The organism is Lentzea sp. NPDC059081 (genome assembly GCF_042738015.1).
Taxonomy (GTDB): domain Bacteria; phylum Actinomycetota; class Actinomycetes; order Mycobacteriales; family Pseudonocardiaceae; genus Lentzea.
In genome coordinates, this window is record NZ_JBHYGW010000008.1 from 92,818 (window position 1) to 113,794 (window position 20,977).

Genomic DNA, 20,977 nt, shown 5'->3' on the forward strand with positions numbered 1-20,977 from the left:
TCGCCGCACTGTCTCTCTTGCATATGACCGAACGGGAGAAGGACGTCGAGATCCTCGCGTTACGCCGCCTCCAGGGCGTGCGAGTTGCTCAAGGCTGCTGGCGTCAATCCGGCTCCCGCCGCGCGACGGTTACCCGGGACCGACTTCTTGCGCTCTCGGACGGGGGGTGATCTTCGCGATCGATTTCATCGGGACTGTCAAGCTGACCGTACAGTGCCAGTACGTTCTCGCCGAACCTCGAGGACACCGGTCACGTCGCGCTGGTCAGGTTTCTCGTCCGCGATCGCGATGCCAAATATCCCCGCTTGATCGGCAAGATTCTCGACACCGCAGAGATCGGTACGGTGCTGGCCGGCTACGTCACCACGAAGGCGGCATTGCGAACGACTTCGTCGAGTGCGCGACGGTGGCCGTCGAGCCGGGTTCTGTTATCCACCACGAGCCGCTGTTGGGCGGAAACGTCGGCGTCCACCCATGTCCTCACGAACCCGGACTGGTTCTTGCACCTGATGTCGTCCAGTGCCGCCCGTCGTTCGGCATCGGTGGGTGGGATACCGCGCTTGCGCTGCTCCGGAGTCAGGTTTGGATGCGCGGCCATCCGCTGCGAGGTCCAGTACGAGTACGGCGCCAGTGCTGGGTCGTCGTCGAGATGATGTCCCCGCCTCGCCATGCACCGCTGCCAGTCTGCGGCCGCCCTGCGCACACTCGGGTCCGCCTTCGAGGAGTTCCAGGCCTTGGACTCCAGTGCTGGCAGCGGATCTCGCTCGCTCGCTGAGGTCTTGGCCCACCCGAGCGTGCGATCCGCGAGATCGCGACAGGCAATCGCGATGCCGAACAGCGGGGAGTGCCGGTCGATCCCTTCCTCCCACTCCGCGACGGTGGCACGTGGCCCGTCGAGCGAGTAGGCCCAGCCGCGTGCGGTCTTCTCGTCGTACATTCCGTACTGGTCCTGCCGTGACGGCCGGTTGCGCCCGTGCTGTCGTTGCGGCAGCACGGCACCTTGTGCACTCGTGCACCTCCGGGTCAGCATGTAGCGCGCCTGCAGCACGGTCTCCAGTTCCGCCTCGTTCAGGTCGAAGGACGCCAGTGGATAGGTGACCCGGTCGAGATCGACGATCTGACCGAGGGGTTCCTCGCTGGCATCAGAGCATCCGGAAAGCACCACCAACGTTGTTGCAATCGCACCTGCAAGATTGATTCTGGCCAAATCGATGGTCTCCCGCATCGCACTCGCTGCCGAGCCCGGCAGAGCCCGGCAGCACAGTGGAGAAGCCGGCCTAGCAGTTCAGCCAGGCCTTAAAACTCCTGTCGTTCTCTTCCGAAGACACGTCGTAGACACGTCTCTGTGTGATGATCGTCCGGAACACGAAGTGTCCGTTGCTGTCGGTCACGTCGGCGGTCGCTCCGCCGGTCTGGTTGTCCCAGTACGAGCTCGCGGCGTTCTTCATGGCGCCCGTGAAGTTGTGCGGCTCGCAGGTGGTCCAGCCCTGGTAATGACCCTGGCAGCCCGAGTGTTCGTAGAACAGGACCCAGCCGCTGTCGGGATTCGCAACGCAGGCCAGTGCGCTGCTCGCCGAAGTGCCGGGCGCGGCCGATGAAACCGGTGGTGCCACGAGAAGGCCGAGGCCGAAAGCGGCCACGACAAGATTGACGCGAAAAATCCTGCTCAATTGTTCTCCTAAAGGTTGTCCCGTAACGCCATCTCGGCGCGATCGATGATCTTGGTGTGGAGCGGGTGATCAGTGCGGACCGGCCGGAGTGGGTGCCGGTGTTCACGGGCCTGTCGGTGCCGGTGTTCCGCAAGCTCGTGCGGATCGTGGCCCGCCGGGGTGGTGAGCAGACCGGTACCGGACGCCGGTGGGGCCTGTCGCTGGCGGATCGGGTGTTGCTGGTGGCGGTGTACTACCGGACGAACCTGACGTTCCGGCAGGTCGCCCTGCTGTTCGGGATCTCGAAGTCCGCTGCGAACCGGGTGGTGGATCATCTGGCGCCGCTGCTGGCGCTCGCGCCGGTGACCTGCCGGCACAGCCCGGACACCGTGCTGATCGTGGACGGCACCCTCGTCCCGACCCACGACCGGACCATCTCCGCGTCGTCGAAGAACTACCGCTACTCGGTGAACATGCAGGTCGTCATCGACGCCAATACCCGCCTGGTCGTCGCGATCGGCGACCTCACCCCCGGCAACCGCAACGACTGCCGCGCCTACACCGACTCGCGCGTGGACCAGCAGTGCCGGGGCGCGCACGTGATGGCTGACGGCGGCTACCAGGGCAACCCCGAGGTGATCATGCCCTACCGCAAACCCCGCAAGGGACAACCGCCGCTGCCGCAATGGAAAGAAGACCTCAACACCGTCCACAAGAGCATCCGCGCACGGGTCGAGCACGCTCTTGCGCACATGAAGTCCTGGAACATTCTGCGCAACTGCCGCCGCAAACGCGACGGCGTCTGGCACGCCACCAGAGGCGTCGCCCAGATGCGCAACCTGGCCATGACCGGCTGAGCGACCACCGGCCGCAAGTAGCACCGCTGTCACCCCTTGCCCCGCCAACACTCTTGATCATTACGGGACAACCTTTAGTTCATCGAAGCTTCGACGGTGGCGGAGCGCCAGATCATCGTCGAGGTCAGTTGTCGCCGACCATCAGCCAGAACAGTCCCGACGACTCCGGGCAGATCCAGCGGTCCCACTGGTAGTTGTTCCACCCGTCGAACCCGTCCCAGTAGCAGGCGTCATAGGTGGGGTAGACCCCCACGAGCTTCCACTCCAGCTCGGCCTGCCGCACCGCTCCGCCGAACGGATCCGGGGCCGCGGAGGCGACCCCGGGCTCGGGCCGGGAATCCGGGACCCTGTCGACGGTCGGTCGCGGAGAGCGAACCTCCGTGTCCGCTGCGGCGGATCCGCTGAACGAGATGACGGCCGCCAGTGTCATGGCCGCGGCGGCGATGAGTCTTCTGCAGGACACATTTCCTCCCCAGTGTGTTCGATTGAGATGATTCACGCTATCCGGATTCCGTTGTTTGGCATCGGTGATTGCCGTTGAACAAACAGCGTTGTGAACAATCGGCGAGGAACTCGGCGAAATGTATATCGGGCGAATGTTGGCGGCTGGCGGGTCCGGCCGTATGTCGGCCTTTTGGCCTGCGTATGGAGTATTTGTGATCACGGAGCGAGACGTACGCCGCAAGATTCGCGACGATCGGTGTCCGGGGGTGTGGCATGCCTAGAGGGGAACGCCCGCTGGACGCGGGAGACAGCGCGCTGCTTCGATTCGCCCGTGACCTGCGACTGTTACGGGAAAGGGCCGGTTCACCGACCTATCGCGAGCTCAGCACACAGACGCACTACTCGCCGGCCGTGTTGTCACAGGCGGCTGCGGGACGCCGGTTGCCCAGCCTGCAGGTCTCGCTCGCCTACGTGCGGGCCTGCGGGGGAGCGGAAGCCGAATGGGAGGACCGCTGGCGCGAGGTCGCGGCGGAGATGGAACCACCCGAACCGGTCGCGGGGTCCGACACGTCGCCGTACGTGGGGCTCGCGGCGTTCCGGACCGAGGACGCGGAGCGGTTCTTCGGCCGTGAACCGCTGATCGGGGAACTGATGTCCCGGTTGGCGGAGCACCGCGTCGTGGTGGTCGTCGGCGCTTCGGGCTCGGGCAAGTCGTCGTTGCTGCGGGCCGGACTGGTACCGCGCTCGTCCAGCCCGGTCGTGCTGTTCACGCCGGGAGCGCATCCGCTGGAGGAATGCGCGATTCGCCTGGACCGGTACGCGGGCACGGTGACCGGCCCGCCCACCGAGGACCGGCGCGGTCTGCACCGCGCGGTCCGGCGCGTCATGCCGGACGACACGGAGCTGCTGCTGGTGGTCGACCAGTTCGAAGAGGTCTTCACGCTCTGCCATGACCCCGAGGAACGGGCCCGCTTCATCGAACAGCTGCTCACGGCGGCCCAGAGCGAGAACAGCGGATGCCGCGTCGTGCTCGGTGTGCGCGCGGACTTCTACTCCCACTGCACCACGCACCCGGAGTTGGTCGACGTGCTCCGCGCCGGGCAGGTCACCGTCGGGCCGATGACCGCCGACGAGCTGAGGCTCGCCGTCGTGCAGCCTGCGGTGCGCGCGAAGTGCACGGTGGAGACGGCGCTGGTGACGCGCATCGTCGCGGAGGCCTCCGGGCAGCCGGGCGTGTTGCCCCTGGTGTCCCACGCGCTGCTGGAGACCTGGCGGCGAAGACGAGGTACCACGCTGACCATGGCCGGCTACGAGCACGCGGGTGGCATCGAACACGCCGTTGCCCACACCGCCGAGACCGTCTTCACCGAGCTGACCGCCGAACGGCAACGCATCGCCAAGCAACTGTTCCTGCGCCTGTGCGAACTCGGCCAAAGCACCGAGGACACCAAGCGCCGCGTCAGCCGCAGCGAGCTCGACACTTCCGACCCGAACACGCGCACGATCCTGGAGAACCTCGCGAGCACACGTCTGATCGTGTTGGACGAGGACGGCGTGGAAATCGCGCACGAGGCGCTCATCCGCTCGTGGCCGAGGCTGCGCGGGTGGCTGGCCGAGGATCGCGACGGGCTGCGGATCCACCGCGGCATCACCGAGGCGACCGCCGGCTGGCTGGCGCTGCACCGTGATCCGGGCTCGCTGTACCGCGGGATCCGGTTGCACGCGGCGCGGGACTGGGCGGGACCCGAGGCACCGCTCAGCCCGGCCGAGCGGGACTTCCTCGCCGCGAGCAACTCGGCGCACACCGAGGAACAGGCCGCGATCCGGCGCCGGGCGCGCAGGCTGCGGCAGCTCGTCGGGGTGCTCACCGCACTGCTCCTCGTCGCGGCCGGGACCACCGTCTACGCCGTCGACGCCGGCCAGGCGGTCACCGGGCAGCGCAACACGGCGTTGTCGCAGAAGGTCGGTGCAGAGGCGGCGAAGCTGCGGCCCGGCAACCCCGGCCTGGCGGCCCAGCTCAGCTTGGCGGCGTTCCGGCTGGCACCGACCGCCGAGGCGCGCAGCAGCCTGCTCAGCGCGGCCGCCGGCCCGGTCACCACCCTGCTGACCGGCCACCGGGACATCATCCAGTCGGTGGCGGTCAGCACCGACGGGCGTCTGCTCGCCACGGCGAGCTCGGACCACATGGTGAGCGTGTGGGACATCGGCGACCCGCACCAGCCCGTCCAGCTGGCCGTGCTCACAGGGCACACCGACACGGTCTGGTCGGTGGCGTTCCACCCGTCGGGCACGGTGCTGGTCACCACGAGCGAGGACAAGACCGCCCGGCTGTGGGACCTGACCGATCCGCGCCACCCCGGCGAGATCGCCACGCTCACCGCGCACGACCGCCCCGTCATCGCGGCCGCCTTCACCTCGGACGGTGGCCTGCTGGCCACCGCGAGCGGGGACCACACGGTTCGCCTGTGGGACTCTACCGATCCGCGGAACGTCCGCGAGGCCGGCATCATCACCGGCCACTCCGGTCCGGTGGTCAGGGTCGCGTTCGGCCACGGGAAACGCATGCTCGCCACGTCCAGCTGGGACGGCACCGTCCGGCTGTGGGACGTTGCCGACCTGCGTGCGCCGCAGGAGCTGACGAGACTCGGAGCTCACGGCGACCGCCCAGGATCGCTGGTCTTCAGCCCGGACGACACCGTTCTCGCCGCCGTCGGCACGGACCACACAGTGCACCTGTGGCAGGTCGCCGACCCGAGCCGCGCCGAGGAACTGGCGGTCTTCGCGGACGAGGGCAAGTCGGTCTTCGCGGTCACGTTCAGCCCGGATGGACGCGTGCTGGCCACCACCAACCTGGATCGCACCGTGCGGTTGTGGGAGGTCGCGACACCGCGCCGGCCGCGCGAGCTGACCGTGCTGTCCGGCCACGCAGGCCCCGTGCTGACCGCCCGGTTCACCCCGGACGGCCGCACCCTGGCCACCGCCGGGTTCGACCGCGTCGCGCGGCTGTGGGACATCCCCGGCCCGGTGCTCACCGGACACGACTCCGCCGTCTACGCCCTGACGTTCAGCGCCGACGGGCGGGTCATGGCGACCGGCAGCTACGACGGCACGGTGCGGTTGTGGGACGTCCGCGACGCGCGACGGCCCCGGCAACTGGCGCTGGTGACCGGGCACACCGCGGCGGTCAACGCGGTCGCGTTCAGTCCGGACGGCCGGGTCCTCGTCACCGGGAGCCTCGACCACGCCGTGCGCCTGTGGGACCTGGCCGACCCGGAGCGGCCAGGAGCGCTCGCCGCGCTCACCGCGCACAGCGAGTCGGTGCAAGCAGTGGCGTTCGGCCCGGACGGCCGGACACTGGTGACCGGCAGCGCGGACCACTCGATCCGGCTGTGGGACGTCACCGACGCCCGGCAGCCGCGGCAGCTCGTCGTCCTGACGAGCGAGACCGACGTCGACAACATCGAGTCCGTCGCGTTCAGCCCGGACGGCCGCACCCTGGCCGCGGGCACGTCGGGACACGTCGTACGGCTGTGGGACCTCGGCGACCGGTCACACCCCAGCGAGCTCCCACCCCTCAAAGGACACGTGGACAGCGTCAAGTCCGTGGCCTTCAGCCCGGACAGCCGCACGATCGCGACCGGCAGCGCCGACCACACCGTCCGGCTGTGGGACGTCGCGGATCCCCGTCACGGCGAGGAGATCGCCATCCTGACCAGCCACACCGAGACGGTCCACGCGGTCGCGTTCAGCTCAGCCGGCGACACCCTGGCGACAGCGAGTGCCGACGTCACCGCACGGCTCTGGGACGTCCAGAACCCCGGCGAGCCAACGGAGACCGCCATCCTCACCGGACACGCCAAGCGGCTCTACGCGGTGGCGTTCCGTCCCGGCGGCCGCATCCTGGCCACCGGCGGTGAGGACCGCACGACCCGGCTGTGGGAGGGCGACGCCGAACGCGCGGCGGACTGGGTCTGCGCCAACATGCGAGCACTCACCCCGGGCGAGTGGAGCGAGCACTTCCCCGGCGTGGAACACCAGTCGCCCTGCGAGCACTCCCACTGATGACGTCCTGGCCGGGTAGCGGACCGTCAGGTGCGCGCCTCGCCCTCCTGACGGGTCGATGATCCGAGTCGCACTCGACCTGCTCGCCGGACCGCTCCGACGGCGATCCTCGGTCACGATCGCCTATCGGCAGTTTCGGATCACTTGATCAACTGGGCGGCTGCAGGCAGTACCGCCGTTCGTCGTGGTCCTATGTGGCGATCTGACCAACAACGTGCGCACTTGTCCAGCATTCAACTTCCAGCAGTGTGGCGCTCACCTTCCCGTTCACCTCCTGTGCACTTTCGCGAAGAGTGTCGCGGGCATGTCGGGGGGAGGAACAGTTGCCCGTTTTCAGTGCTATCGCACGGAGGAAAGCGTTGTCCGCTGGCGCTTGCTGGGTGGCAACAACCGGGTGCTCGGGGTCTGCGTCCGCGGTCATGACGACCACGGCAGGGCGTTGGGGGAGATCGAGCTGGTTCGACGGCTGGCCACGACGATGACCTACACGGGTTCGTCGTTTGCTGGTACCTGGTGTTCCTGCTGATGTACACGGGTGTCACGGCGTTGCGCCATCCGCGGCCGGTGATCGCCGACCGGGTCGCGGCGGCCGTCGTGCACGGGCTCGCCTCGCTGCTGGCGTTCGGGCTGATGCTGGCGGTCGGCTTCACGTTCTACCGCGGCGCGACAGCGTTGGGGTACCTGAACTTCGTTCGTGGACTGCCTGCGCACCGGCGAGGCGGCCGAGGTGATGCGCCAGTTCCGGTACCTGCCGTGCACCGACCAGAAGGTCTCCGACCTGTGCAGCGGATGACGCGGCCGGGCTGAACCGAGCGGGATTCGTGCACCCGCCTACATCCCAGGTGGTAGGCCGGGGACCGCGACGTACCCCATGAGATGCGTGTCCGCCGTTTCACGCCGACGTCTCAGCCGGCCGGACCTACGCTGGTCAGGTGGAAGCCGTCAAGAAGTCCCTGGCACCCCCGTGGACGGACGTGCTGCTGGCCGTCGCGGTCCTGGGGGCGGTGGCCTGGTGGGGCTGGGGCAGGCTGGACGCGCTCGGATGGGTCGTCGCCGCCGTGTGCAGCGTCGCGCTGTGCTTCCGCCGTGGGTATCCGCTGGCCGTGAGCGTCTTCACGCTGGTCGCGTGCGTCGTCTACTACCCGGCCAGCCAGGTCGACGGCGTCGTGTGGCCTGCCTTGGTGGTGGCGCTCTACACCGCGGCCGCCAACGCGCAGCTCGCCACCGTCGTGGTCATGACCGCCGTGGCGCTGCTGGCCTTCGCGGTCTTCGGCTACGGGCAGGAGATGCCGAACCTCGACGTGGCCGCGCCGTTCCTGCTGGCCGGCTGGTTCGTCGCGGCCGTCGCCGTGGGCGGGGTGGTGCACAACCGGCGGGCGTACCTCAGGGAGGTCCTGGAACGGCGGGAGGAGGAGTTCCGGTCGCGGGCCGCCGAGGAGCGCCTGCGCATCGCCCGTGAGCTGCACGACGTGCTGGGGCACAACATCGCCCTCATCAACGTGCAGGCGAGCGCGACCCTGCACCGCCTGGCGGAGCGGCCGGACGCGGCGGAGGCCGCGCTGACGGCCATCAAGGACGCGAGCAAGGAGGCGCTGCGCGAGCTGCGGGCGACGCTCGGCCTGCTGCGCCAAGCCGACGAGTCGGCGCCGGTCGCGCCCGCGCCCGATCTGTCCCGGGTGGGGGAGCTGGCGGACGTCGCGCGCGCGGCCGGGCTCGCCGTCACCGTGCGGGTCGAAGGGGAGCCGCGGCCGGTGCCCGCGGAGGTGGGGCTGGCGGGGTTCCGCATCGTGCAGGAGAGCCTCACGAACGTGGCACGGCACGCGGCGGCGTCCGAGGTGGTCATCACGCTCCGCTACGGTGCCGCCGAGGTGGGCGTGGTGGTCGAGGACAACGGGCGGGGTGACGTGGGACCTGTGCGGCGGCAGGGCGGCGGGCTGCTCGGGATGGCCGAGCGCGTCAAAGCGGTGGGCGGTGACCTGGTCGCCGCGTCCCGGTCGAGCGGTGGGTTCCGGGTGAGCGCACGACTTCCGCTGGCGCGGCCGTGATCCGCGTCCTGCTGGCCGACGACCAGACCCTCGTGCGCGCCGGCTTCCGGTCCATTCTGGACGGTGAGCCCGACCTCCAGGTGGTGGCCGAGGCCGCCAACGGTGGCGAGGCCGTGCGCCTCACCCGCGAGCTCCGGCCGGACGTCGTGCTGATGGACGTCCGGATGCCGGAGGTCGACGGGCTGGAGGCGACCCGCCGGGTGTGCGCCGACCCGCGGCTGGCCGGGGTGAAGGTGATCATCCTGACGACGTTCGACCTGGACGACTACGTCTACGGCGCGCTGCGGGCGGGCGCGAGCGGGTTCCTGCTCAAGGACACCGAGCCGAGCGAGATGATCAACGGTGTGCGGGTCGTCGCGCGCGGCGACGCGCTGCTGGCGCCGTCGGTGACCCGCAGGCTGATCGCGGACGTCGTGACGCGCGGACGCAGGCCCGACCCGAGCCCGCGGCTGAACGTGCTGACCGCACGCGAACGGGAGATCATGACCGTTGTCGCGGAAGGCCTGTCCAACGACGAGATCGCGGTCCGGCTCGTGCTCAGCCCGGCCACGGTCAAGACCCACGTCAGCCGGATCATGACCAAGCTCGGCGCCCGCGACCGCGCCCAGCTGGTCGTGCTGTCCTACGAGTCCGGGATGGTCACCCCCGGCTGGCTCTCCTAGACCTCGCGGGGTAGCCGCCGCGAGAGCCGTACACCGGTGGATGTACCGCCGATGCCCTCTCGGGCACGACGACCGGAGCGCCACCGCCCACCCAGCATTCGGGACGTGGACGCAGACACCCTCGACCTGGCCAGAACGCAGTTCGCGTTGACGGCCGCCACGCACTTCCTGTTCGTCGGCCTGACCCTCGGCCTCGCCACCCTGGTGACGTACGCGCAGACGCGGGCGACGTTCTCCCGCAGCCCCGTGCACGAGCGCATGGTCCGCTTCTGGGGCCAGCTCTACGTGATCAACTACGCCGTCGGCATCGTCACCGGACTGGTCATGGAGCTCCAGCTCGGCCTGAACTGGGGCGGGCTCGGCCACTTCGCGGGCAATGTGTTCGGCTCGTCGCTGGCACTGGAGACCCTCACCGCGTTCTTCGTCGAGTCGACGTTCCTCGGTCTGTGGATCTTCGGCTGGGGCCGCCTCACCCGGTGGGCGCACCTCGCGGTGATCTGGGTCGTCACGCTCACCGGCTACGCCTCGGCGTACTGGATCATGGTGTCCAACGGGTTCCTCCAGCACCCGGCCGGCGCGACCGTCGTGGACGGCGTTCTCCGGCTCACCGACGCCGCCGCCGTCCTGACGAACCCGAGCGCGGTCGTGGGGTTCGGCCACGTGCTGGCCGCCTCGCTCCTGACCGGCGGACTGGTGATGGCCGGCGCAAGCGCCTACCACCTGCGGCGGGAGCCGTCCGAGCTCTTCCTGCGGTCGCTGCGGATCGGGCTGGGCGCCGCGCTGCTCGCCCTCCCTGCCACCGTCTACCTGGGCAGCCTCCACTTCGGCGTGGTCGACGACACCCAACCCCTCAAGGCAGCCGTGTCCGACGGCGACACCGCGAAGATCGCCCAGCTGCAGGGCGAAGCGGCCGTCGCGTTCGGCACCGGCGACTACACGCCGTCCGCGTTCTGGGCGAACGCACTCGACGTCATGATGGGCAGCTGGGTGGTCATGACCGCCGTGGTGCTGGTGGGGCTGACCATCCGGCGCAAGTCCCCGAGCACGGCCCGCAAGCGGCTCCTGCTGGTGATGGCCGGGATCCCGCTGCCGTTCGTCGCTCTCGTCTCGGGATGGGTGTACCGCGAGACCGGCCGCCAGCCCTGGACCGTGTACGGGCTGCTGCGCACCAGGGACGCCGTCTCCGACCTCTCACCGGCCACCCTGACGGCGTCGCTGGTCACGTTCACCGTGCTGTTCGCCGCGCTCGCGGCCGTGAACTGCTGGCTGCTCGCCCGGTGCGCCCGGCGCGGCCCCGACGACGTCGCGCTCGGGGCACCCGCCGAGGACCCCGAGCCCGTGCCGGCACCGACCTTCTGAGAGGGAACCGTGGACATCGTCGCTGTCGCCGTCCTGGGCTTCTTCGCCCTGGGCTACCTCCTGCTGGGCGGTTCCGACATCGGAACCGGAATGATCATGCCCCTGCTCGCGCGCGACCCCGGCGAGCGGCGGCTGGTCATCACCACGATCGCGCCGTTCTTCCTCGCGAACGAAGTGTGGCTGGTCGCCACGGTGGGCGTGCTCGCGGGCGCGTTCCCGTTGTTGGAGAACTCCTTGCTGCACACACACTTCGTCCCGTTCGTCGTGCTGCTGGTGGCGTGGGTCGTGCGCGACATGGGCCTGTGGCTGCGCGGGCGGGTCGACGCACCCCGGTGGCGGGCGTCCTGCGACGCCGCGATCGTCGCGGGCAGCTGGGCCGTCGCGCTGAGCTGGGGCGTCGTCTTCACCGGGGTACCGGCGGGCGGGACGGGCGTTGCGGGAGTGGTGGGCGTGCTCGCGGTCGCCGCCCTGTTCGGCACCCATGGACTGGCATTCGCGTCCATCCGGCTGTCCGGGGAACTGCGCGACCGCGCCCGCCGCCTCTCCGGACCGGTCGGCGAGGTACCGCTGCTGGCGCTGACGTCCGCGGGGCTGGTCGTCCTGGGCGTGCTGGTGGGCGCCGGTCTCGCACCGGCCGCGCTGGTCGCCGACCACGCCACGCTCGCGTTCCTGCTGCCGCCACTGCTGATCGCCGCACCGGCGCTCGTGGCCGCGCAGGCCTGGGTGTGGTGGACGTTCCGGCATCGCGTCGTGAAGCCGGCCTACCTGTGAGCGCCCGCCTGGCCCGTGAGCTGCCCGCACGGACCCTCATTGCACTCGTGGCGTTCGCCGCCGTGCACGGCGGACTCGTGATCCTCCAAGCGCGGCTGCTCGCCGAGGCGATCTCCCAGCTCGACCCCGTCCGCCTTGCGTGGTTCGGCGTCGTGATCGGCCTGCGCGCCGGGCTCACCGGTGTGACCGAGTCAGTCGCCCGACGAGCCACCGCCGGCGTCAAGGAAACCTGGCGCGGACGACTCGTCGAACGGTCGGACGCGCACCGCGACGGCGGCCGGTTCAGCACCGCGCTCGGCACGGGACTCGACGCTCTCGACGCGTCTCTGTCGGGATACGTGCCGCACCTGGCCAGGGCGGCCGTCGTGCCGCCGCTGGTCCTCGCACAGCTGGCGTTCGCCGATCCCACCTCGGCGTTGATCGTGCTGGTGACGTTGCCGCTGCTGCCGGTCTTCGGTGTGCTCGTGGGACTGCGGACCCGTGACGCGACGCAGGCCCGCTGGGAACGGCTGCAACAGCTGGGCGGCCATTTCCGCGACGTCCTCGCGGGACTGCCGACGTTGCGCGCGTTCGACCGCACCACCCACCAGTCCACCGTGATCAGGGACGTGGCCGACCGGCACCGCGAGGCGACGACGGCCGCCCTGCGGATCGCGTTCCTGTCCGGGCTGGTCCTCGAAGTGCTGTCGTCGTTGTCGGTCGCCCTGGTCGCCGTGCCGGTCGGGCTGCGGCTGCTCGACGGCCGCCTCGACCTCACCACCGCGCTCGTCGTCCTGCTGCTCACCCCGGAGGCGTGCGGACCGATCCGCGCCCTGGGCACCCGGTTCCACGCGGGCGCCGACGGTGCGGTCGCCCTGGAGCAGGCCCGGGCCGCGACGGCCGCACCGTCACGGCGCCCGGCCGGGGTGCGCGAACCCCGGTGGCCAGGGGAGATCCGGTTCGAGGACGTGACCGTGCACTTCCCCGAACGGGACCGGCCCGCGCTCGACGGCCTGACGCTCACCGTCCGCCCCGGCGAACGGGTGGCGGTCGTCGGCCCGAGCGGCGCGGGCAAGTCCACCCTGCTGCGCGTGCTGCTCGGCCTGGTCGTCCCCGACCGCGGCCGGGTCCTCGTCGACGGTGCCGACCTGCGCTCCCTGGACCTGGCGATGTGGCGGCGGCACCTCGCGTGGCTACCGCAGCACCCCCACCTGTTCGCGGGCAGCGTCGCCGACAACATCCGCCTCGGAACGCCCGGCGCGTCACTCGCCGAGGTACGCGCGGCGGCGGGAGCGGCGCACGCCGATTTCCTCACCGACCTGCCATCCGGATACGCGACCCGGCTCGGCGACAGGGGAGTGGGCCTGTCCGCCGGCCAACGCCAACGCGTCGCCCTGGCACGGGCCTACCTGCGCGACGCGCCCGTGGTCCTGCTGGACGAGCCGACCGCCCGGCTGGATCTCGCCAGCGAGCAACACGTGGTGACAGCCGCGACCGCTCTGGTGCACGGCCGCACCGCCGTCCTCGTGGCGCACCGCCCTGCCCTGCTGGCCGCGGCCGACCGCACGGTCGTGCTCGATGCCGGGCGGAGAGTCCGATGAGACGTGCCGTCCTCTTCGCCGCCCTGGCCGAACTCTGCGCCGCCGGTCTCACCGCGGCGGCCGCGTGGCTGATCACGCGCGCCGCCCAGCAGCCGTCGATCGCCGATCTCGGCCTCGCCATCGTCGCGGTGCGCGGGTTCGCCCTGTGCCGGGGCACATTCCGCTACCTCGAACGGCTGACCGGACACGACGCCGCCTTGCGTGCCACCGCCGACCAGCGCGGCCAAGTGTTCGACGCGCTCGTGCGGCACAGGGCGACCCACCGCGACGGCGACCTGCTCACCAGGCTCGTCGCCGACACCGAAGCCGTGCAGGACCTCCTGCTGCGATGCCTGCTGCCCCTGTGCACGGCCGCGGTCATCAGCGCCGCCACGATCACCCTGACCGCCGTGCTGCTCCCCGCCGCAGCGCCGGTCGTGGCGACAGGACTGGTCGTGGCAGGCATGGTGCTGCCCGCGGCGTCGACGTTGGCCGCCCGCGGTGCCGGCGTCCGCCTCAGTGCGGCGCGGTCACGTCTGGCGTCCGCCGCGCTCGACCTGGCCGACGGCGCGGACGACCTGGCGGTGTTCGGCGCCTTGGAAGCCGCCCGCGACCGGGCACGAGGCCACGCCGCCGCGCTGGCCGCCGTCGAACGCTCGGCGTCCCCGAGTCTCACCACTGCGGCGGGCGTGCTCGTCCAAGGGCTGACCACCGCGGCGGTGGCCCTGGTGGCGATCCGCTCCGGCGCCGGTTTCGTCCTCGTAGCGGTGCTGGGACTGACGGCTTCGGCAGCGGTGGAGGCCGTGCTGCCCTTGGCCGACGCCGCCCGCCGGCTGGTGGAACTCCGACCGGCCAGAGCCAGAGTCCGCGCCATAACGGCCGCACCACAGGTCGAAACCGCACCGACTCGCACCGGACCGATCTCCCTCAGCGGCGTCCGGGTGACCTACGACCGGCCTGCCCTGGACGGTGTCGATCTGGTCATCGCCGAAGGCCGTTCCGTGGCAGTCGTCGGAGCGAGCGGTGCGGGCAAAAGCACGCTTCTCCAAGTCCTCGCAGGTCTCGTCACACCACACGAGGGCACCGCCGAACTGCCACCGTCACGCGCGCTGACCCAGGACGCCCACGTGTTCCGGACCTCGATCCGCGCCAACCTCACCCTGGCCAGACCGGACGCGACCGACGCCCACGTCGCCGAAGCGCTGCGCCTCGCGGGCTGGCAGGGACCAGGACCGGACGCCAGAGGTGACCAGTTGTCCGGCGGCCAACGCCAGCGGCTGCTGCTGGCACGCGCCCTGCTCGCCGACCCGCCCGTGCTGCTGCTCGACGAACCCGTCGAAGGCCTCGAGACCGGCCTGGCCGACGCCGTCCTGACCAACGTCCTCGCCGCCAGGACACGTCGGACCACGGTCGTCGTCACCCACCGGCTCGCCCCACTGCACCTGTTCGACGACGTGCTCGTCCTGGACGAGGGGCAGGTCGTGGATCGCGGCACCCACGACGAGCTCGTCGACCGGCCCGGCCCCTACCGGGAACTCTGGCGAGCCGAGCTGCTCGGGCGTCTGGGTGGATGAGTGTGTCGCGGGTCTTGGGGAAGATGATTCGCGCGGTTTGCCGCGAGACTTCGTTGTTTTCCGCCAGCTAGCGATGCGCCTCACTGGTCGAATGCCGATACGTGGTCGCGGCGGCGCTCAACCAGGCCGCGTCCTCCGCCAGGTCCGGTACACCTGTGGCGGCTTCCACGACGGAGAGCACGTGTGGCAGGAGCTGACGCCACAACGGCCACCCTGCCTCGCCCTCGGGGTTCGCGGTGAGTGCGGCTCGGAGGAACCCGGCGGCGACACTCTGCCACCGGTAAGCGCCGTTCTGGCCTGGTGGGAAGAAGTCGTTGGCCCGCAACAGGGTGGCGAGCACCTGGTGCATCTGCACGGCTTCCTGCCGGAGCTGCACCAGGGACTGGCTGCGCACCTTCGCCAGCAGCACCGGGAACAGGATTTCGTCGCCCGCCGCGCCCTTCAGCGGTGTCGGCAGCGCGGCCGCGTACCGGGTGAGGAGGTCGAGCGGCACGGGCTCGGGAGCGAGCCATGCCAGAAGCGTGACCAGCTGCATCGCTGCCGGCGACTGGACCGACAACGCCTCGAAGGTCACCTTGAACGCCGCCGCCACGGACTTGTGATCCCCATCGAGCTCGGCGGCAAGCACGTTCCTTTTCGGGTCGTTGAGCAGTTCGAGGTAGGACCGTGCGGTCACGTTGTAGTCGTGCACGAGCGCCGCCGCCTGTACGAGGGCGAGCGGCAGGTTGTTCAACGCGTCGGCGATGAGCTTCGCGTCGTCCTCGCTGAGAGCGGGGGCCAGCTTCCGCAGCAGGTCCACCGCCTCTCCACGGGAGAGTTCCGGCACGGGGATCGGCGTGCCGACCGTCTGCCAGCTCGGGTTCCGCGACGAGATCAGGACGTGTCCCGGCCCGCGCGGCAGGAACTCCGCCAGCGTGTCCGGGTTCGTGGCGTTGTCGAAGATGATCAGCCAGCGGTCGAGCCGCTGCAGTTGCCCGAACAGCTGCGCCACTGACGCCGAGCTGCCGTCGGACGGCGCGGCGATCCGCAGCGCGTGCGCGAGTTCGGCGAGGCGGTCGAGCACGACGGCCGGATCTTCTGCGGGCACCCGCCACGTCACGTCGTAGTTTTCGCTGAACCGGTCCGCGTACTCGAGCGCTGCGGTCGACTTGCCGACCCCGCCCATCCCGTGGAGCGCGACGACGCCGTCCCCGGTCGACAACGACGACTGCATGTCGGTCAGCAGGCTGCGCCTGCCGACGAAGGTCCGCGAGCGCATCGGCACGTTCGACACGGTCCGCAACCGAGACTCGGGCCGCGACCGCTGTTTCATGAGCTCGGTGAGCGCGTGCAGGATCACGGTTTCCAGCTCGTCCGGGTTCTCCACCGCCGCGGTGGTCAGGCCGCTGTCTTGGAGCTTCTCGCGGAACTTCGCCTGCCGCTTGCCGTAGTCGAGGTCGGCGAGTGTCTTGAAGGTTCCTAGTGTGTCCTCGCCGAGCAGGAAGACGAGCCGGGGCAGCTGACTGCTGGTGGCGGTCTCGAACTCGAGCTCGGTGTAGGAGAGCTCTGGCCGGTCGCGGACCGGTGACCCGTAGCGGTAGCCCGCGACCAGCACGTAGACGTCGCAGTCCCGCACCGCATCCACGCACATCTGCGCTGGAGGCCGATCGGCAGCGGTGAAGTAGGCCATGTCGCGCGGAGCGTGGCCGAGCCGCTTGATCGCGGACTCCGCGGCGTCCACGAACGACTTCTTCTCCGGCCACCGCCTCAGTTCCGACGTGTGGCTGAGGAAGATCCGCCAGGGGCCGCCGGACAGCTCCGGCAAGTCGCCGGGACGAGGGTCCGACTCCGGAGTTTCGGTTTCGCCGGAACGGATCCTCCGAACGACCAGGCCGGCCAGCTCCGCAGGGCTGTGCTTTCGGCCGTCGACATAGCCGACTGCGGAGGACATGCCGGGAATCTCGGTGTCGTCCAGCCGGACGGGCAGCACGAACTCGTCGCTCTCGCCCAGGGCGCGGGCCTGGATGGATCGGCGTTCCAGCGTTGTCCAGCGGTTGCGCGCGTAAGCAGCCGAAACGATCATCAGCACGAACCGTGATCGCACGGTGTAGAGCTCACTGAGGTATTCGGTGAGATCCTTGCCCCACAACTCAGTGGTCTCGTGGTGGTCGAACCAGATGCGAACGCCGGCCCGCCGCAACTCTTCCGCGACCGCTTGGGCGTACGCCTTGTCCTCGCTGGCGTACGACACGGAAACGTCGTAGGTCTCTCGGTCTTCGGGCATGTCCCCTCACGGCATCGCCGGCTTCACGAGGTCTTGGACGTGTGATCGTCGCCGGTCGAATGGTCCCGGACGAACGATCCGTCGCTGCCTCGGCAGCCATCGGCAGGGCAGACCGCGCAGAGCTCTCGCAGCCGTCAGTGAGCCCTGGCTGAGCTGAACTCCCCATCAGGAGTCCGGCCACGGCCGGGCTGGTCAGGTGTTACCGCTGTCAGTGCAGCAGTTTCGCCTTCGCCTGGGCGAACTCTTCCTGTGACAAGATCCCGTCGTCGCGCAGCCGAGCGAGCTTGGCAAGATCATCCGCGATGGTGTTCGGCGATGTGCCCTGCGGTACGCCCGACACCCCCTGGGGCACGTTCCCACGAAAGGACGGATGCGCCCGGATCCACGCTTCGATCTTCGCTGAAGTCCCGTGGTTGACCGGGCAGCTTGCGAGTTCTGTCCCGCTTCCCTGCAACGTCAGCATCTGCTGGAGCGCGCTCGCGCCGTTCTTCCGGTCCTGCCGGGTCGCCTTGCGCACCGAGAACCCGGTGACGTCGACGAGGTTGACCCTGAATGCCGGGAGCAGCTTGCCGGTCTGCCGGTACTCGATGATGCCATCACCGTGATCGATGATGCTGCCGTTCCCGATGCCGAGCCCGTGGCTCTGCGGCCTCGTCATTGCCGGTCTCCGTCCTGTCGCCGCGACCCCCGATGGTTGAACATCGCGAAGACGGGCGCATCGGTTACTCATGTCATATCAGCGAGGGGTTCGGCTGGTAGGTGCGATGGCCTCCGTCTGCATTTCGAGGCAGGCTTCTCCGCTTTTCTGCACACGGCAAGGCGCTGATGAAGGCATTGCGCGGCCAGGAACTCCACGCAGTGGTGATGGAAACGACTCCGCCAGGGTGGTCGATGCATGAACACCGGGCTCCAGGACGCGGCCAACCTCGGCTGGAAGCTCGCCGCGGCGGCACAGGGGTGGGCACCGGACGGGCTCCTCGACACCTACGAGGAGGAACGGCACCCGATCGGTCGTCTCGTGCTATGCAGTAGCGGCGCGATCATCCGGCTCGCCATGGTCGAATCCCGTGCCGGACGCCTGGCCCGCACCGTCCTGGGCGGCGCGGCACTGCGCCTGCCCCCGGTGGCGCGCAAGGCCGCGGGCACCATCTCCGGCATCGGCATCGACTACCGGCACGCACCCCGGGCTCAGGACCTTACGCTGAGGGACGGCGGCCGGCTGTACGAGGCGTTGCGCGACGGCAAGTTCGTGCTCGTGGCCCCGGAAGCGGCCGCGCCCGCCATCGCCGGGAGCCAGGACCGGGTCGTGCTCGCCCCTCTGGCCGACGCGGCACGCCCGTGGAGCCTGGTCCGCCCCGACGGCCACGTGGCCTGGCAGGGAGGATCCGACACCCTGCTCGCCGCACTCGCACGAGCCGGACTGACCAGGTGATCCGGAGCGGGATCGGCACGGAGCGGCCTCGCCTTTCAGGCACGAGTACCGTCGCGATGTGACCACAGCATCGCGACGCGGTCTGCGGACGGCCGTCCACCGAGCGGACCGGATCGCCGGAGTGATCGAGACGGAGGTCTTCCCCGCCGAGATCGGGAATGCGGCATTCCACCTGTCGCTCTCCGACTACGTCCGGTGCGCGGTGGACACGATCGTCGCGGCCGCCGAAGGACGTGAGGTCGTCCTGGCGAGCCGGGCGCCCGAACTCGGTGGATGGCTCGCCGAGCTCGGCTGTCCGACCTCCGCGGTGCGCGACGCGTACTGGGTGAGCCTGCGTCAGGTCATGTCCTGCTGGACGGAGGATCCTTCCGGCCTGTCGGTGGAGCAGATGACCCGCGCCACGACGATCGCGCTCGACTTCACGGAGACCGGGGTCCGCAAAGCGGTCGACGCTCACGACGCCGTGAGCGAGCTGCTGAGGCAGAGCACGGAGGACGACAAGTCCGAGCTGGTCAGGCAGATCCTCGACGGCACGTCCGCGGTCACGGCTGAGCAGGCCGAAGAGACGTTAAGCTATCCGTTGCGGGGAAACCACATGTGCGTTCTGGTCGACTCGCCGGAACGCGCGGTGGCGGCCCGTGTCCTCCGGCTCGCGCGAACCGCCACCGGTGCGCGTGGCACCCTGATGGTGGCGCTCGACGACGCGGGCTGGGCGTTGTGGCTCGCCGGCGGACGGCAAGGGTGGGACGAACTGCGGACCGGGCTCGCGCTCGCGGCCGTCCCGACGGCGATCGGCGGGCCGCGTGAGGGCATCGCGGGTTTCCGGCGCGCCCATCACGACGCTGTTCAAGCGCAACGACTCCGCCCGCTACTGGAGTCCGGTGTGGACAGTCTGGTGTACGAGGACATCGCGCTGGAAACCGTGCTGTTGAGCGATCCGGCGGCGGCCCGCGCGTTCGCCCTCGACCAGCTGGGACCGCTCGCCGCTGACAACGCCCGTGCGGCCCGCATGCGCGAAACGCTGTCCGTGTGGCTCGTCACCGGATCACAGACCGACACCGCCAAGCGCCTGAACCTTCACCTCAACTCGGTACGGCTGCGCCTGAAATACGCAACCGAGGCACTCGGCGAACAACGGCTCGGCCGCCGTACCGAACTGCTGGCCGCACTGCGCATCACCCAGGCACTCGGAGCGAACGGCCTGCTCGACCGCTGATGCTGTGCAGGTTTGCCAGTCTCCACGCCGAAAAACTGGCTGAGTCGCACGGTGGTTGCCGCAGGCACCGGCTTTAGTTTCGGTGGTGAAGGCAATCCAGCGAGGAGCGACACTGTGGCAACCGTGGAGACCGTGCGCGGTCCGGTTCCGATCGACGATCTCGGCACCGTTCTGATGCACGAACACGTGTTCGTGCTCGACACCGAATACCTGGCCAACCAACCGGAGATGTGGGATCGCCAGACCGCCGTCGCCGACGCGGTCGAGCGCCTGACCGAACTGGCGGGCCGCGGCGTGCGCACGATCGTCGACCCGACCGTCATCGGGCTCGGGCGCGACATCCACCTGGTGGCGGAGGTCAACGCCCGGGTGGACATCAACATCATCGCGGCCACCGGCCTCTACACGCTCGACACGATCCCGATGCACCTGCACTACCACGGGCCGAACACGTTGCTGGGCGGGCCCGAGCACATGGTCGAGATGTTCAGCCGCGACCTCACCGAGGGAATCGCCGGCACCGGTATCAAGGCCGCGTTCCTCAAGTGCGCCATCGAGGACGAGCTCACCCCCGGCGTCGAACGCGTGATGAACGCCGTCGCGGAGGTGCACACCAGCACCGGCGCCCCCATCACCGTCCACACCAGCGCGGGCCACCAGACCGGCCTCGTCGCACAACGGGTGATCCAGGCGGCGGGCGCCGACCTCGGCCAGGTGGTGATCGGGCACAGCGGCGACACGGTCGACCTCGACTACCTGCGCCGCCTGATCGACAACGGCTCGTACCTCGGCATGGACCGCTTCGGCCTGGACATCCTGCTACCGCTGGAAGAACGAGTGTCCACAGTGGCCAAACTCGCCGAGCAGGGATACGCCGAACGCATGATGCTCTCGCAGGACGCGTCCTGCCACAACGTCTGGTTCCCGAAGGGCGTGCGCGAAGCCGCCCTGCCGAACTGGAACTACACGCACCTGCACGACACCGTCATCCCGATGCTGCGCGAAGCGGGAGTGACCGACGAGCAGCTGCACACGATGCTCGTGGAGAACCCGCGGCGTTACTTCGCCAAACGCTGACAGCGGT

17 protein-coding genes are annotated in these 20,977 nt (G+C 69.8%); 12 read left to right on the plus strand and 5 right to left on the minus strand.

Annotated elements, in window-relative coordinates; all coding sequences use genetic code 11:
* Positions 1-355: 355 nt before the first annotated feature.
* Positions 356-1,225 (minus strand): hypothetical protein, encoded by an 870-nt coding sequence (locus ACFWV3_RS20205; RefSeq protein ID WP_382412920.1) that lies wholly within the window; start codon positions 1,223-1,225, stop codon positions 356-358.
* A gap of 52 nt (positions 1,226-1,277) precedes the next feature.
* Complete coding sequence (locus ACFWV3_RS20210) at positions 1,278-1,670, minus strand: hypothetical protein (RefSeq protein ID WP_382412921.1); 393 nt, start codon at positions 1,668-1,670, stop codon at positions 1,278-1,280.
* Between the two features lie 56 nt (positions 1,671-1,726).
* Here ACFWV3_RS20210 and ACFWV3_RS20215 point away from each other — a divergent pair, with 56 nt between their 5' ends.
* Positions 1,727-2,506: a transposase gene (locus ACFWV3_RS20215; RefSeq protein ID WP_382412922.1), complete on the plus strand. Its 780-nt coding sequence runs from the start codon at positions 1,727-1,729 to the stop codon at positions 2,504-2,506.
* Between the two features lie 124 nt (positions 2,507-2,630).
* Here the strand turns inward: ACFWV3_RS20215 and ACFWV3_RS20220 are convergent, their stop codons facing one another.
* On the minus strand, positions 2,631-2,969 hold the full coding sequence (locus ACFWV3_RS20220; protein ID WP_382412923.1) for a hypothetical protein: 339 nt from the start codon (positions 2,967-2,969) through the stop codon (positions 2,631-2,633).
* 254 nt (positions 2,970-3,223) lie between these two features.
* On the opposite strand from ACFWV3_RS20220, the gene ACFWV3_RS20225 reads away from it, so the two are divergent.
* The 8 genes from ACFWV3_RS20225 (at position 3,224) to cydC (ending at position 14,982) form a co-directional block, all read left to right on the plus strand.
* Entirely contained in the window at positions 3,224-7,012 is a 3,789-nt protein-coding gene (locus ACFWV3_RS20225; protein ID WP_382412924.1) for a helix-turn-helix domain-containing protein, read from the plus strand.
* Positions 7,013-7,525: 513 nt separating this feature from the next.
* Entirely contained in the window at positions 7,526-7,819 is a 294-nt protein-coding gene (locus ACFWV3_RS20230; protein ID WP_382412925.1) for a hypothetical protein, read from the plus strand.
* 125 nt (positions 7,820-7,944) lie between these two features.
* Positions 7,945-9,057, plus strand: coding sequence for a sensor histidine kinase (locus ACFWV3_RS20235; RefSeq protein ID WP_382412926.1), 1,113 nt, complete (start codon positions 7,945-7,947; stop codon positions 9,055-9,057).
* A complete protein-coding gene (locus tag ACFWV3_RS20240) occupies positions 9,054-9,719 on the plus strand; it encodes a response regulator (protein ID WP_382412927.1) in 666 nt (221 codons plus the stop codon). The genes ACFWV3_RS20235 and ACFWV3_RS20240 overlap by 4 nt, the downstream gene beginning before the upstream one ends.
* Positions 9,720-9,824: 105 nt before the next feature.
* The gene (locus ACFWV3_RS20245; RefSeq protein ID WP_382412928.1) at positions 9,825-11,078 is read left to right on the plus strand and encodes a cytochrome ubiquinol oxidase subunit I; all 1,254 of its coding nucleotides are present in this window, start codon (positions 9,825-9,827) and stop codon (positions 11,076-11,078) included.
* Positions 11,079-11,087: 9 nt separating this feature from the next.
* Positions 11,088-11,849, plus strand: a complete 762-nt coding sequence (locus ACFWV3_RS20250) for a cytochrome d ubiquinol oxidase subunit II (protein ID WP_382412929.1) — start codon at positions 11,088-11,090, stop codon at positions 11,847-11,849.
* Positions 11,846-13,429 carry a thiol reductant ABC exporter subunit CydD gene (cydD, locus tag ACFWV3_RS20255; protein WP_382412930.1) on the plus strand — a complete coding sequence of 528 codons (1,584 nt, stop codon included), beginning with the start codon at positions 11,846-11,848 and terminating at the stop codon, positions 13,427-13,429. The genes ACFWV3_RS20250 and cydD overlap by 4 nt, the downstream gene beginning before the upstream one ends.
* Positions 13,426-14,982 carry a thiol reductant ABC exporter subunit CydC gene (gene cydC, locus ACFWV3_RS20260; protein WP_382412931.1) on the plus strand — a complete coding sequence of 519 codons (1,557 nt, stop codon included), beginning with the start codon at positions 13,426-13,428 and terminating at the stop codon, positions 14,980-14,982. The genes cydD and cydC overlap by 4 nt, the downstream gene beginning before the upstream one ends.
* Before the next feature lie 67 nt (positions 14,983-15,049).
* Here the strand turns inward: cydC and fxsT are convergent, their stop codons facing one another.
* Complete coding sequence (gene fxsT, locus ACFWV3_RS20265) at positions 15,050-17,245, minus strand: FxSxx-COOH system tetratricopeptide repeat protein (protein WP_382412932.1); 2,196 nt, start codon at positions 17,243-17,245, stop codon at positions 15,050-15,052.
* Positions 17,246-17,453: 208 nt separating this feature from the next.
* Positions 17,454-17,903: an SHOCT domain-containing protein gene (locus ACFWV3_RS20270; RefSeq protein WP_382412933.1), complete on the minus strand. Its 450-nt coding sequence runs from the start codon at positions 17,901-17,903 to the stop codon at positions 17,454-17,456.
* Between the two features lie 237 nt (positions 17,904-18,140).
* Here ACFWV3_RS20270 and ACFWV3_RS20275 point away from each other — a divergent pair, with 237 nt between their 5' ends.
* The 3 genes from ACFWV3_RS20275 to ACFWV3_RS20285 all read left to right on the plus strand — a co-directional run bounded on the left by ACFWV3_RS20275 (position 18,141) and on the right by ACFWV3_RS20285 (position 20,970).
* Positions 18,141-18,677 carry an FAD-dependent monooxygenase gene (locus ACFWV3_RS20275; protein ID WP_382412934.1) on the plus strand — a complete coding sequence of 179 codons (537 nt, stop codon included), beginning with the start codon at positions 18,141-18,143 and terminating at the stop codon, positions 18,675-18,677.
* Positions 18,678-18,735: 58 nt separating this feature from the next.
* A complete protein-coding gene (locus tag ACFWV3_RS20280) occupies positions 18,736-19,893 on the plus strand; it encodes a PucR family transcriptional regulator (RefSeq protein WP_382412935.1) in 1,158 nt (385 codons plus the stop codon).
* A 114-nt stretch (positions 19,894-20,007) separates the two neighbouring features.
* Complete coding sequence (locus ACFWV3_RS20285) at positions 20,008-20,970, plus strand: phosphotriesterase (protein WP_382413094.1); 963 nt, start codon at positions 20,008-20,010, stop codon at positions 20,968-20,970.
* Positions 20,971-20,977 lie beyond the last annotated feature (7 nt).

What these genes read in the sequence shown, in the direction of transcription:
- ACFWV3_RS20270 (WP_382412933.1), bottom strand. Translation starts at nt 17,903, where the DNA reads ATGACGAGGCCGCAGAGCCACGGGCTCGGCATCGGGAACGGCAGCATC.
- ACFWV3_RS20275 (WP_382412934.1), top strand. Translation starts at nt 18,141, where the DNA reads ATGAACACCGGGCTCCAGGACGCGGCCAACCTCGGCTGGAAGCTCGCC.
- fxsT (WP_382412932.1), bottom strand. Translation starts at nt 17,245, where the DNA reads ATGCCCGAAGACCGAGAGACCTACGACGTTTCCGTGTCGTACGCCAGC.
- ACFWV3_RS20225 (WP_382412924.1), top strand. Translation starts at nt 3,224, where the DNA reads ATGCCTAGAGGGGAACGCCCGCTGGACGCGGGAGACAGCGCGCTGCTT.
- ACFWV3_RS20205 (WP_382412920.1), bottom strand. Translation starts at nt 1,225, where the DNA reads ATGCGGGAGACCATCGATTTGGCCAGAATCAATCTTGCAGGTGCGATT.
- cydC (WP_382412931.1), top strand. Translation starts at nt 13,426, where the DNA reads ATGAGACGTGCCGTCCTCTTCGCCGCCCTGGCCGAACTCTGCGCCGCC.